Source organism: Pseudomonas reinekei, from assembly GCF_001945365.1.
In the GTDB taxonomy this organism is placed as follows: Bacteria; Pseudomonadota; Gammaproteobacteria; order Pseudomonadales; family Pseudomonadaceae; genus Aquipseudomonas; species Aquipseudomonas reinekei.
The window spans coordinates 1-12,196 of record NZ_MSTQ01000003.1 but is presented as its reverse complement, the minus strand read 5'-3'; the positions used below and the strand labels follow the sequence as shown (position 1 = coordinate 12,196).

The following is a 12,196-nucleotide window of genomic DNA, read 5'->3' as shown; positions in this document are numbered from 1 at the left end:
GGCTCCTGCAGGTTCGGTGTTTAGACGGCCACCGCACGCGGCTCGGTGCGACGCAACGCGCGAATCTTGCTCAGCGTATCCGCGCAGGTCTTCGCCGCTTCCTGGCCTTTGTGCACGAAGTGATCGAAGAAGAACTTATGATGCAGTTCTTCGCCGGCATGGAAGTGGTGCGGGGTCAGGGACACCGAGAACACCGGCACTTCGGTTTCCAGTTGAACCTGCATCAAACCGCTGACCACTGACTGGGCGACGAACTCGTGACGGTAGATCCCACCGTCCACCACCAGTGCTGCGGCGACGATGCCGGCATAACGACCGGTCTTGGCCAACAACTTGGCGTGCAGAGGCATTTCAAAGGCGCCGCCGACTTCGAAAAAATCGATGTCGGATTCCTGATAACCCTGGGCAATCATTTCAGCGACGAAGCCTTTACGGCTCTGATCAACGATTTCCTTGTGCCAGCAGGCCTGGATGAACGCAACGCGCTCGCCCTGATGGTTTTTGCTTTTGCTGTCGATTGCGGTGGGTTGCATGTTCTGACTCCTGTTTGAGAAAAAAACAGGGCATATGAATCGAATGGGATTTAAGGGTATGCACGCCGGCACGAATGCCTGCGGACAGCCCTTTGGCGCCAATCCCGTTCTCTCTTCATCCGGACTATGACCGTCGGCCCCGGGATCACACCGGGTCTGCTGACCTTGCCGCCAATCACCGCCGAAGCGGGTTGTCGCCAAGCGCTCGCGGGCTATGCGCATTGCGCGCAATTACCGCCGGTGGGGAGTTGCACCCCGCCCTGAGAACGTTTTTGCCACCAGAAAGTCTGGCGGCGCAGCGTTTTTAACACATATTTCCCACAGGCGCATTGATGCTTTCAGATGATTGTCATCGAGTATTTCGCTGTATTAACGGGCATTATCCTTGCGCAAGGGTTGAATATTCACCGGCATGACCGCAGTAATTCTTTCTGAAAGGGATTTCCCCTGCTTACCGAGGCCAGATTCATGAGCGTTATCGATCTTCGCAGCGACACCGTCACCCAACCAACCGCCGGCATGCTCGACGCAATGGCCACCGCCGCCACGGGGGATGACGTTTATGGTGAAGATCCGACGGTCAATCATCTGGAAGCGGAACTGGCCAGCCGACTCGGTTTTGTCGCCGCCCTGTTTGTGCCTACCGGTACCATGAGCAATCTGCTGGGTTTGATGGCCCATTGCGAACGCGGCGACGAATACATCGTCGGTCAGCAGGCGCACACCTATAAGTACGAAGGTGGCGGCGCGGCCGTACTCGGCTCGATCCAGCCACAGCCGCTGGAAGTGCAGGCCGATGGCTCGCTGGACCTGGCGCAGGTCGCCGCCGCGATCAAACCGGACGATTTCCACTTTGCCCGCACCCGCCTGCTGGCGCTGGAAAACACCATGCAGGGCAAAGTCCTGCCTCTGGAGTACCTTGCCCGGGCGCGTAGCTTTACCCGTGAACACGGGCTGCAACTTCACCTGGACGGCGCGCGGCTGTACAACGCTGCGGTCAAGCTCGGGGTTGATGCCCGGGAAATCACCCAGCATTTCGACTCCGTCTCCGTTTGTCTTTCCAAGGGGTTGGGCGCGCCCGTCGGCTCGGTGCTGTGCGGCGCTGCCGAGCTGATCGGCAAGGCGCGGCGTCTGCGCAAAATGGTCGGCGGCGGCATGCGTCAGGCCGGGATTCTGGCGGCGGCGGGCCTGTATGCGCTGGATAACAACGTTCAGCGTCTGGCCGACGACCATGCCAATGCGCAACGGCTGGCTGAAGGTTTGCGCGCGGCGGGTTATGAAGTCGAGCCGGTTCAGACCAACATGGTGTACGTCTCGATGGGTGACAAGGCCGAGGCGATCAAGGCCTTCGCTGCCGAGCGCGGTATCAAACTCAGTGCCGCCGCTCGTCTGCGCATGGTCACGCACATGGACGTCAGCCGGGCGCAAATCGAGCAGGTCGTCGCGACATTCGTCGACTTTTCGCGCAAGTGATAGCGTTAGCGCTCCAATTGACTGTTTCTATCGTATAAACACGCTGTACCCCGCGCGCAGGGCCGATATAATGCGGCCCTTTGCCGTCGCTTCGTCTGTTGACGTTTCGAACAGGCCTTTGGCCGCAGCCTCCGTGGAAGAACCTAATGAAAAGCGCAGAAATCCGTGAAGCCTTCCTTCGCTTCTTCGAAGAGCAAGGCCACACCCGTGTAGCCTCCAGCTCTTTGATTCCGGGCAACGACCCAACCCTGCTGTTCACTAACGCGGGGATGAACCAGTTCAAGGACTGCTTCCTGGGCCAGGAAAAACGTGCGTACACCCGCGCGACCAGCAGCCAGAAATGCGTGCGTGCCGGTGGCAAGAACAGCGACCTGGAAAACGTCGGTTATACCGCTCGTCACCACACCTTCTTCGAGATGCTGGGTAACTTCAGCTTCGGTGACTATTTCAAGCACGATGCGATTACCTTCGCCTGGACCTTCCTGACTGGCGTTCTGAAACTGCCGAAGGAAAAACTCTGGGTCACCGTCTACGCCTCCGACGATGAAGCGTATGACATCTGGACCAAAGAGATCGGTGTGCCGGTCGAGCGTATGATTCGCATCGGCGACAACAAGGGCGCGCCTTACGCCTCCGACAACTTCTGGACCATGGGCGATACCGGTCCTTGCGGCCCATGCACCGAGATTTTCTACGATCACGGCGACCACATCTGGGGCGGCCCACCGGGCTCGCCGGAAGAAGATGGCGACCGTTATATCGAAATCTGGAACAACGTGTTCATGCAGTTCAACCGCACCGCCGACGGCGTGTTGCATCCGCTGCCAGCGCCGTCGGTCGACACCGGCATGGGCCTGGAGCGGATCAGTGCGGTGATGCAGCACGTCAACTCCAACTACGAAATCGACCTGTTCAAGAATCTGCTGAAAGCCTCGGCTGAAGCGATCGGTTGCGAAAATGGCGATCAGTCTTCGCTGAAAGTGGTTTCCGACCACATCCGCTCGTGCGGTTTCCTGATCGCGGACGGCGTGCTGCCGTCCAACGAAGGTCGCGGTTACGTATTGCGCCGAATCATCCGTCGCGCCTGCCGTCACGGTAACAAGCTGGGCGCCACTGGCAGCTTCTTCTACAAGATCGTCGCGGCACTGGTCGCCGAGATGGGCGAAGCTTTCCCGGAATTGAAGAAGCAGCAGAGCAACATCGAACGCGTGCTCAAGGCCGAAGAAGAGCAGTTCTCCAAGACACTGGAGCACGGCCTGAAGATTCTCGAGCAGGATCTGCTGGAGCTCAAAGGCACCGTGGTGCCGGGCGACGTGGTGTTCAAACTCTACGACACCTACGGTTTCCCGATGGACCTGACCGCCGACATCGCGCGCGAGCGCAACCTGACCGTCGACGAAGCCGGTTTCGAACGTGAGATGGAAGCCCAGCGTGTTCGCGCGCGTTCGGCCAGCTCGTTCGGTCTGGACTACAACACGCTGGTCAAGGTTGATGTGGCCACCGAGTTCACCGGTTACGCAGACACCAGCGGTTCGGCGAAAATCGTCGCCATCTATAAAGATGGCCAGTCGGTCGACGTCTTGAATGAAGGCGAAGAGGCGGTGATCGTTCTCAACCAGACGCCGTTCTATGCTGAATCCGGCGGCCAGGTCGGCGACTGCGGCTTTCTCCAGGCGGGCAACGCGCGTTTCGATGTGCGAGACACCACCAAAACCGGCGGTGCATTCCTGCACCACGGCGTGCTGGATTCGGGCAGCCTGACCATCGGCGCTCCAGTGGAAACCCACGTAGATGACGAGGTGCGACACGCGACTTCGTTGAACCACTCGGCCACCCACTTGCTGCACGCGGCATTGCGTCAGGTACTGGGTGAGCACGTTCAGCAGAAAGGTTCGTTGGTGGATAGCCAGCGTCTGCGTTTCGACTTCAGCCACTTCGAAGCGATCAAGCCTGAACAGCTGAAAGCGCTGGAAGATATCGTCAACGCCGAGATCCGCAAGAACTCTGCTGTTGAAACCGAAGAAACCGACATCGAGACCGCCAAGCAGAAGGGCGCCATGGCGCTGTTCGGCGAGAAGTACGGCGACAACGTGCGCGTGCTGAGCATGGGCGGCGATTTCTCCGTCGAACTGTGCGGCGGTATCCACGCGAACCGTACCGGCGACATCGGCCTGCTGAAAATCATCAGCGAAGGCGGTGTGGCGTCGGGTGTGCGTCGTATCGAGGCCGTCACCGGTGCTGCGGCACTGGCTTACTTGAACGCGGCGGAAGAACAACTCAAGGAAGCGGCCAACCTGGTCAAGGGCAGCCGCGACAACCTGATCGACAAGCTGTCGGCTGTGCTGGAGCGCAACCGTCTGCTGGAGAAGCAACTCGAGCAGTTGCAAGCCAAGGCAGCCAGCGCGGCGGGCGATGATCTGTCGGCTTCCGCCCTGGATGTCAAAGGCGTGAAGGTACTGTCCGTGCGACTCGACGGTCAGGACGGCAAGGCGCTGCTGGCGCTGGTCGATCAGCTGAAAAACAAACTCGGTCGCGCAGTGATCCTGCTCGGCAGTGTCCATGAGGAAAAGGTCGTTCTGGTTGCAGGCGTAACCAAAGACCTGACTGGCCAACTCAAAGCCGGTGATTTGATGAAGCAAGCCGCTGCAGCAGTGGGCGGGAAGGGCGGTGGTCGTCCGGATATGGCGCAAGGCGGCGGCACAGACGCCGGCGCTCTGGACGCAGCACTGGCGCTGACTGTTCCGTTTGTAGAGCAGGGTTTATAAGGCAGCACCTCCGGCCCGCAGTCTAGTGGCGGGCCGGAACGCTGTTTGAGTGATTATTTGGGCGCCCTTCACGGGCAGAGGCGGCTTTGAAATGGCTTTGATCGTACAGAAATTTGGAGGCACCTCGGTCGGCACTGTCGAGAGAATCGAGCAGGTCGCCGACAAGGTTAAGAAATTCCGCGAAGCCGGCGATGACCTGGTGGTTGTGCTGTCTGCAATGAGCGGCGAAACCAACCGTCTGATCGATCTGGCCAAGCAAATCAGTGGAGAAGATCAGCCGGTTCCCCGTGAGCTGGATGTGATCGTTTCCACCGGTGAGCAGGTGACGATTGCCCTGTTGGCCATGGCATTGATCAAGCGCGGTGTGCCGGCAGTGTCCTACACCGGTAACCAGGTTCGGATCCTGACGGACAGTGCGCACAATAAAGCGCGTATCTTGCAGATTGATGACCAGAAGATTCGCGGTGACCTGAAGGCCGGTCGCGTGGTGGTTGTCGCCGGTTTCCAGGGTGTCGACGAGCACGGCAATATCACCACGCTCGGTCGTGGCGGTTCAGATACCACCGGCGTGGCGCTGGCGGCGGCCCTGAAGGCTGACGAATGCCAGATCTACACCGACGTGGACGGCGTCTACACCACCGACCCGCGCGTTGTGTCCGTGGCCCAGCGTCTGGACAAGATCACCTTTGAAGAGATGCTGGAAATGGCCAGCCTCGGTTCCAAGGTGCTGCAGATCCGGGCGGTGGAATTCGCCGGCAAGTACAACGTTCCGCTGCGCGTACTGCACAGCTTCAAGGAGGGTCCGGGCACCCTCATTACTATTGATGAAGAGGAAACCATGGAACAGCCGATCATTTCCGGCATCGCTTTCAACCGCGATGAAGCCAAGCTGACCATCCGTGGCGTGCCAGACACCCCGGGCGTTGCATTCAAGATTCTCGGCCCGATCAGCGCCGCGAACATCGAAGTCGACATGATCGTGCAGAACGTTGCGCACGATAACACCACCGACTTCACGTTCACCGTACACCGCAATGACTACCAGGCGGCGCAAACCGTGCTGGAAAAGACCGCTGCCGAGATCGGTGCCCGTGAAGTCATCGGCGATACCAAGATCGCCAAGGTGTCGATCGTCGGCGTTGGCATGCGCTCCCACGCGGGCGTCGCCAGCCGCATGTTCGAAGCGCTGGCCAAAGAGAGCATCAACATCCAGATGATCTCGACTTCGGAAATCAAAGTCTCCGTAGTGATCGAAGAGAAGTACCTGGAATTGGCTGTGCGCGCTCTGCATACGGCTTTCGAACTGGACGCACCGGCCCGTCAGGGCGAGTGATGCGTTCGCCAAAAGGTGCGGTCTGACCGCGCCTTTTGTTTTTTTGAATGGCGTGGCCCCAGGACTGTTCTTTTGCTCGCGCTAGTCAATACTCAGGCATGTAGGCCGCGACCGATTTGGGTTGTAGGTCGAGTGCCTATTTTTTTGCAGACTGTTGTCCCTGAAATGTAAGGCGTGAGGAGAAAGGTATGTTGATTCTGACTCGTCGGTGCGCAGAAAGCCTGATTATTGGTGATGGCGAAATCACCGTGACCGTGCTCGGCGTCAAAGGAAATCAAGTGCGTATTGGTGTGAACGCTCCTAAAGAGGTGGCGGTACACCGTGAGGAAATCTACCTGCGCATCAAGAAAGAGAAGGACGAAGAACCAAGCCATTAATTTTTATCGTTTTTTATGTTTGCAAACGGGGAAAAGGTTGGTTAAGATACGCCCCGTGTTGCGGAGAGCTGGCCGAGTGGCCGAAGGCGCTCCCCTGCTAAGGGAGTACACCTCAAAAGGGTGTCGGGGGTTCGAATCCCCCGTTCTCCGCCATTATTTGCTTAGTACGTTGTAATCTGGCTTCTTCGGTAAGTTGTTGAAATTACTAGAAAAAGTGTTTGACATAGAGATTAGACGGCCTATAATGCGCGGCAACAAATGCACTCGTAGCTCAGCTGGATAGAGTACTCGGCTACGAACCGAGCGGTCACAGGTTCGAATCCTGTCGAGTGCACCATTTAAGAGTTGTTTGCAGTGATGTGAATGACTTGGCTCCAACCAGTTGTGATCTGGTATAAAAATACAAATGCACTCGTAGCTCAGCTGGATAGAGTACTCGGCTACGAACCGAGCGGTCACAGGTTCGAATCCTGTCGAGTGCACCATACAACAGAAAGCCCGCATTTAATGCGGGCTTTTTGCCGTCTGGGATTTGGCTTTTCCTTTCGTGCATCCTCTTTCATCGAATTCGATATTCGCGCTGCGTCCTCGCTTGGTTTCGTAGCGATAGCTTGTGCTCGAATTGCGAATACTGATCTTGTCTGGCTTGCCTAGCGCGCTTTCGACATCCTGCTGGCTCATGCCCGCGACCACCCGCTGATTGATGATTGCTTCTCGTCGTTCTCTGGCGCTGATCAGATTTCCGCATCCGTCTTCGCTCTTTCCGACAATGGTTGGTTCATTCCTTTTGCTGTTCCTGTCAGGGGCCCGGCGAGTCTCGGGCCCTGGCATGAGGGTGATGGGCTCATTGTTCAGCGTGTACGTGCGGACATCCTGTATCGAGCGGCTTTCATCAGGAGTGCAGCCATGGGTGGTGTAAGTAATGTGCCCGTTGGTTGCTTCGCATCTATGAATGGTGGTGGCAATTGCCCAGGGGGTTCGGCAAAGCAGGGTGATCAATAGGAAATAGCGCAGGTAAGCTGGCATCAAGCGTCCTCCATGACGATTTCTTTTCAGCGTAGACGCCACCTTTTGCTTGAGGAGTGTGTTTTCTTTTCAGGATGCGTCGTCTAGTTTGAAGGGTTAGGACAGTGCTCAAGATTGTCTTGCAAGCGCTTGTTTCAGCCGCGATTTTTTAACATTTCAAACCGTCAAGCGGTGTATCATTGCGCCCGTCAGCCCCGCCGGGGCTTTTGGAATACTTCCATGGACTTACCCAGTAGTTACTCAACACCCCGTTTTTCCAATCATGAATTGACTGATTGATCCTTCCGGCGCGCCCCGCTGCTGGGAGTGGAGTTCGCCTATGTCTGAAGTTGAAGTAAAGAAAACACAAGAAAGCTTGCAGGACCGCCTCGCTCAAGTTGTTGAGCTGTTGCAGCGTCAGCGAGTGGTTGAAGACCTGACTCACCGCCAGGAAGGCCCGCATCACGATCGGGTCGAGAATCTGGTTCACCGGCAGAATCTCGTCGAGTTGCAACGTAAGCTCGATGACCTGCACTCCGCCGACGTCGCTTACATCCTTGAAGCTCTGCCTCTGGACGATCGTCTGACGCTTTGGCAACTGGTCAAAGCAGATCGCGACGGCGACATTCTTCTCGAAGTATCCGACTCGGTACGTGAAACCCTGATCGCCGACATGGACGATCACGAGCTCCTGGCGGCGGCCAAGGACATGGACGCCGATGAACTTGCTGACCTGGCTTCCGAGCTGCCGCGAGATGTCGTCCATGAGTTGATGGAGACCCTGGACAACCAGCAGCGCGAGCGTGTGCGTTCCGCCCTTTCCTATGACGAGGAACAGGTCGGTGCACTGATGGACTTCGAGATGGTGACGATCCGTGAGGACGTCAGTCTCGAAGTGGTGCTGCGTTACCTGCGTCGCCTCAAAGAATTGCCAGGCCATACCGACAAACTGTTCGTTGTTGATTACGACGGCGTCCTCAAGGGCGTTTTGCCGATCAAGCGTTTGCTGGTCAACGATCCGGACAAGCAGGTTTCCGAGGTCATGGCGAGTGATCCGGTAAGCTTTCATCCGGATGAAGATGCTTACGATGCTGCTCAGGCGTTTGAGCGTTATGACTTGATTTCAGCGCCCGTCGTAGACAAGAACGGCAAGCTGATTGGCCGACTGACCATTGACGAAATGGTCGACCTGATTCGTGAAGAGAGCGAAAGCGAAGTTCTCAACATGGCGGGTCTGCGTGAAGAAGAAGATATTTTTGCGTCAGTCTGGAAGTCCCTGCGTAACCGTTGGGCCTGGCTGGCGGTGAACTTGATCACCGCTTTCGTTGCATCCCGAGTGATCGGTCTGTTCGAGGGTTCCATCGAGAAGTTGGTAGCACTGGCGGCATTGATGCCGATTGTGGCGGGCATCGGTGGTAACTCTGGGAATCAGACCATTACCATGATTGTTCGCGCCATGGCGTTGGACCAGGTGAGTACCGGCAATACTTCGCGGCTGATGCGCAAGGAGCTGGCGGTTGCGCTGATCAATGGCGTGGTCTGGGGTGGGGTCATTGGCGTTGTCGCTTATCTGCTTTATGGCAGCTGGTCTTTAGGGGTGGTAATGACGGCCGCCATGACGCTTAACCTGCTGCTTGCCGCGTTGATGGGGGTTTTGATTCCGATGACGCTGGTGCGCCTGGGGCGCGACCCTGCGATGGGGGCCAGTGTAATGATTACCGCCATGACTGACAGTGGTGGCTTCTTCATTTTCCTTGGGTTGGCGACGATTTTCCTGCTCTAGTTTTTCTGCTTTGAAACCCGCCAACTGGCGGTTTAATGAGATGGTCACCCCACACCCTGCGAGGGCTACGCTTTCGCAGGGTGTTTTGTTTTCGGAGGCCATCATCATGAGCGAGTCAGCGCTGATCGGTATCGATCTCGGTAAACACAGTTTCTACCTTCATGGCCAGGATGAGTCGGGTCGTGAGGTGTTTCGCAAAAAATTCTCACGACCGCAGATGATGTATTTTTTCGGCAACCTGCCGAGCTGCGTCGTGGTGATGGAGGCCTGCGCTGGTGCGCATTTTGTCGTTCGCCAACTGACGTCTATGGGGCATACGGCCAAGCTGATTTCTCCACAGTTCGTTCGCCCCTTCGTTAAAGGCAACAAAAACGACTTCGTCGATGCCGAAGCGATTTGCGAGGCCGCTTCTCGTCCATCCATGCGCTTCGTTACGCCTAAAACCGAGGCTCAGCAAACCCTGTCTGTTCTGCATCGTATGCGCGAATCGCTGGTGCATGACCGCACCAAAATCGCCAATCAAATGCATGGCTTCCTGCTGGAGTTCGGCGTCAGCCTGCCCAAGGGGCTGGCGATCATGCGGCGCTTGGCGAGTGCCTTGGCTGAGCGTGAGTTGCCCGTTCGTTTGACGGTGTTGTTGCAGCGCCTGCACGATCACTTCGTCTACCTGGATGAGCAGATCAAGGCGTTTGATAAAGAATTGGCTGGCCAACTGGCCGGCGATGATCTGGGTAGTCGTTTGCTGAGCCTGCCATGTGTCGGGCCGATCACCGCCAGCCTATTGGCTGTGGAGATGGGCGATGGTCAGCGGTACCGATGCAGTCGCGATTTTGCTGCGTCCGTTGGCTTGGTGCCAAGGCAGTACAGCACGGGTGGCAAGGCCAACCTGCTGGGGATCAGCAAGCGCGGTGACAAGCACCTGCTACAACTGTTGGTGCAGTGTGCTCGGGTCTATATGCAGAGGCTGGAACACCAAAAAGGGGCGCTGGCTGACTGGGTGCGTTCACTGCTCAGCCGACGACACTTCAATGTGGTGGCCTGTGCCTTGGCCAATAAACTAGCGCGTATCGCCTGGGCGATAGCCGCTCACCATACGCAGTATGAAGCAGGGCCAGACGCGCTGAACGCCTGACCCTGCGGTTGTTGCAGTACCACGAATCACCCTTCAGGTTTTGCGATAGCTAAACAACGGATGACGTGAACGGCCTACCGGCCTGGCGAAGATCCTGACACAAAAATCGGCTCCAGAAGCCGACGGTTTTTTAAGGATCGTTAGGCGCGACTCTCATCGTGGCGCTGGGGCATGCCCCAAACAGACGCCGGATAGATTTAAGCAAGCCAACCACTTCACCCACTAATCAGTATTGCAAAAATGGGGGGACCATAGATTTTTGTGCCTGAATTTCAGGCAAAAAAAAGCCAGCAATTAAGCTGGCTTGGATTTTCTGGATTGCTCAGGAGGCGTCTGCGGCCATTTCGGCGTCATGAGCAATCAGCGAAACGAGAGCGTTTTGCTGGCGGTGGGAGAGTTGGCGAAAGCGCTGCAACAGTTCACGTTCGTGCAAAGAAAGCTCTGGGCTGTCCAGGCGCATGCTCAGCTCTTCGCCCAGCGCGCCTTCCTGAATCAGGCTCTGCTCAAGGCGCGCGATGATTTCGGAGTTCATGCTGCGATGATGATTGCGAGCCACCTCGGCAATGCGTTCACGCATTCCGTCTGGCAGACGTACGACGAACTTGTCAGCCGTACGGCTGGAATAAATTGCCTGTTTCAATGGGCGCATATATTTAACCGGTTAGTTCAGGGGAGCGGTTCTCGGGATTGGCCGCAGGATGTCAGTTAGGACAAGCGATGCAGCCAAATGTTCAACCTGAATTGATAGAGGCCCGCATCATGCCTCAAAGCAGCCAGATCATTGGCGTCAATTCTGTGACAAATATTGAACTGGATAAAGGCGTTCTGCCAGCACCAATTGTCAGAAATGCGGACTGGTTGGAAAGTTGCCCGGTCCGTATCGCTGATCGCGCCTTCTGCCTATGAGTAGGCATCCAAACACATGGGGCAGAGCGAGCGAATTCGACCACTGTCCCTTACCTTTACAGGATAGTGGCAAATGGCCGATTTACTAGGGGGGGAGGGGCTCGAGAAGGCTATTTAGGATGGATGGCAGGTTGATTTTGACGGTGTGGGGGATTTTCCGTCAGCGATATGGTGCCGCTCGGTACTCTCAGAGCTTCCTCGATTCTGTTTTGTTGACGCGCTGTTGCGGTGCCAAAGGCAGTGCTGGTCTCTGATGGGATGCTTCATGCTTTATAGATGGTATATGCCTACACTTAAAAAGCTAAAGGACGACATGACAAAGGCGGGCTTGGTCGTTAACATGCTCGCCGTCCATCGCCGTGCGTATCCTCGCGGGCACATGTGTCTCAGTAGCTCAATTGGATAGAGCATCCCCCTCCTAAGGGGAAGGTTGGCAGTTCGAACCTGCCCTGGGACACCACTTTCCTAATGCGTCTAGTTATCCTCATGGTCTGACGGTCGTTAGGCACTCTGCGCTCCCTCTCTGTTGGCAGGTCCTCTTCTATATAGATGGCGGGGGGTGAATCCAGCATCTAGTCGTTAATTCATAGAAAACCCAAATCAGTGCTTGACGGCAGATTTCAGATGTCTATAATTCGCCCCACTTCCGGCGCAGTCGAAACGGAAAACTCCTTGGTAAACAACGAGTTACGCAGTTTTCGGCAGCAAGTAGCTTCAGGCCATCGAAGCCAGAAGGAAGTTGAAGAAGAGGTGTTGACAGCAGCGTGTAACGCTGTAGAATTCGCCTCCCGCTGACGAGAGATCGAAAGCGCAAGTGGTTGAAGTTGTTGAGGAAATCCTTGAAAACTTCTGAAAATAACCACTTGACAGCAAATGAGGCTGCTGTAGA

10 protein-coding genes, 4 tRNA genes and 1 riboswitch are annotated in these 12,196 nt (G+C 56.4%); of the genes, 10 read left to right on the top strand and 4 right to left on the bottom strand.

Annotated elements, in window-relative coordinates; translation table 11 throughout:
* Positions 1-20 precede the first annotated feature (20 nt).
* Positions 21-533: a 6,7-dimethyl-8-ribityllumazine synthase gene (locus tag BVK86_RS04735; RefSeq protein WP_075945336.1), complete on the bottom strand. Its 513-nt coding sequence runs from the start codon at positions 531-533 to the stop codon at positions 21-23.
* 102 nt (positions 534-635) lie between these two features.
* Positions 636-805: riboswitch (FMN riboswitch) on the bottom strand.
* A 196-nt stretch (positions 806-1,001) separates the two neighbouring features.
* On the opposite strand from BVK86_RS04735, the gene ltaE reads away from it, so the two are divergent.
* From ltaE to BVK86_RS04700, 7 genes are all read left to right on the top strand, one after another.
* Complete coding sequence (gene ltaE / locus BVK86_RS04730; protein WP_075945335.1) at positions 1,002-2,006, top strand: low-specificity L-threonine aldolase; 1,005 nt, start codon at positions 1,002-1,004, stop codon at positions 2,004-2,006.
* 146 nt (positions 2,007-2,152) lie between these two features.
* The gene (gene alaS, locus BVK86_RS04725; protein ID WP_075945334.1) at positions 2,153-4,771 is read left to right on the top strand and encodes an alanine--tRNA ligase; all 2,619 of its coding nucleotides are present in this window, start codon (positions 2,153-2,155) and stop codon (positions 4,769-4,771) included.
* Positions 4,772-4,862: 91 nt separating this feature from the next.
* Positions 4,863-6,104 carry an aspartate kinase gene (locus tag BVK86_RS04720; protein WP_075945333.1) on the top strand — a complete coding sequence of 414 codons (1,242 nt, stop codon included), beginning with the start codon at positions 4,863-4,865 and terminating at the stop codon, positions 6,102-6,104.
* 188 nt (positions 6,105-6,292) lie between these two features.
* A complete protein-coding gene (gene csrA, locus BVK86_RS04715) occupies positions 6,293-6,481 on the top strand; it encodes a carbon storage regulator CsrA (RefSeq protein ID WP_002554426.1) in 189 nt (62 codons plus the stop codon).
* A 62-nt stretch (positions 6,482-6,543) separates the two neighbouring features.
* Positions 6,544-6,634 (top strand) — tRNA-Ser (locus BVK86_RS04710).
* 107 nt (positions 6,635-6,741) lie between these two features.
* Positions 6,742-6,818: transfer RNA gene (locus BVK86_RS04705), tRNA-Arg, on the top strand.
* A gap of 71 nt (positions 6,819-6,889) precedes the next feature.
* Positions 6,890-6,966: transfer RNA gene (locus tag BVK86_RS04700), tRNA-Arg, on the top strand.
* Between the two features lie 19 nt (positions 6,967-6,985).
* Here the strand turns inward: BVK86_RS04700 and BVK86_RS04695 are convergent.
* Positions 6,986-7,507 carry a cell envelope protein SmpA gene (locus BVK86_RS04695; RefSeq protein ID WP_075945332.1) on the bottom strand — a complete coding sequence of 174 codons (522 nt, stop codon included), beginning with the start codon at positions 7,505-7,507 and terminating at the stop codon, positions 6,986-6,988.
* A gap of 319 nt (positions 7,508-7,826) precedes the next feature.
* Here BVK86_RS04695 and mgtE point away from each other — a divergent pair, with 319 nt between their 5' ends.
* Together mgtE and BVK86_RS04685 are read left to right on the top strand one after the other, a co-directional pair.
* Positions 7,827-9,269 (top strand): magnesium transporter, encoded by a 1,443-nt coding sequence (mgtE, locus tag BVK86_RS04690; RefSeq protein ID WP_075945331.1) that lies wholly within the window; start codon positions 7,827-7,829, stop codon positions 9,267-9,269.
* A gap of 106 nt (positions 9,270-9,375) precedes the next feature.
* Positions 9,376-10,401: an IS110 family RNA-guided transposase gene (locus BVK86_RS04685; protein WP_075945330.1), complete on the top strand. Its 1,026-nt coding sequence runs from the start codon at positions 9,376-9,378 to the stop codon at positions 10,399-10,401.
* 322 nt (positions 10,402-10,723) lie between these two features.
* Here BVK86_RS04685 and BVK86_RS04680 read toward each other — a convergent pair whose 3' ends face one another.
* Positions 10,724-11,050, bottom strand: a complete 327-nt coding sequence (locus tag BVK86_RS04680) for an Arc family DNA-binding protein (protein WP_003178899.1) — start codon at positions 11,048-11,050, stop codon at positions 10,724-10,726.
* A gap of 640 nt (positions 11,051-11,690) precedes the next feature.
* On the opposite strand from BVK86_RS04680, the gene BVK86_RS04670 reads away from it, so the two are divergent.
* Positions 11,691-11,767: transfer RNA gene (locus BVK86_RS04670), tRNA-Arg, on the top strand.
* Positions 11,768-11,927: 160 nt separating this feature from the next.
* Here BVK86_RS04670 and BVK86_RS29960 read toward each other — a convergent pair.
* On the bottom strand, positions 11,928-12,196 hold a 269-nt coding region (locus tag BVK86_RS29960), incomplete at its 5' end, for a hypothetical protein (RefSeq protein WP_208609342.1).

Excerpts from the sequence above, each read along its gene's own strand:
- BVK86_RS04685 (WP_075945330.1), top strand. The coding sequence starts at position 9,376 with ATGAGCGAGTCAGCGCTGATCGGTATCGATCTCGGTAAACACAGTTTC.
- alaS (WP_075945334.1), top strand. The coding sequence starts at position 2,153 with ATGAAAAGCGCAGAAATCCGTGAAGCCTTCCTTCGCTTCTTCGAAGAG.
- mgtE (WP_075945331.1), top strand. The coding sequence starts at position 7,827 with ATGTCTGAAGTTGAAGTAAAGAAAACACAAGAAAGCTTGCAGGACCGC.
- BVK86_RS04720 (WP_075945333.1), top strand. The coding sequence starts at position 4,863 with ATGGCTTTGATCGTACAGAAATTTGGAGGCACCTCGGTCGGCACTGTC.
- csrA (WP_002554426.1), top strand. The coding sequence starts at position 6,293 with ATGTTGATTCTGACTCGTCGGTGCGCAGAAAGCCTGATTATTGGTGAT.
- BVK86_RS04680 (WP_003178899.1), bottom strand. The coding sequence starts at position 11,050 with ATGCGCCCATTGAAACAGGCAATTTATTCCAGCCGTACGGCTGACAAG.
- ltaE (WP_075945335.1), top strand. The coding sequence starts at position 1,002 with ATGAGCGTTATCGATCTTCGCAGCGACACCGTCACCCAACCAACCGCC.
- BVK86_RS04735 (WP_075945336.1), bottom strand. The coding sequence starts at position 533 with ATGCAACCCACCGCAATCGACAGCAAAAGCAAAAACCATCAGGGCGAG.
- BVK86_RS04695 (WP_075945332.1), bottom strand. The coding sequence starts at position 7,507 with ATGCCAGCTTACCTGCGCTATTTCCTATTGATCACCCTGCTTTGCCGA.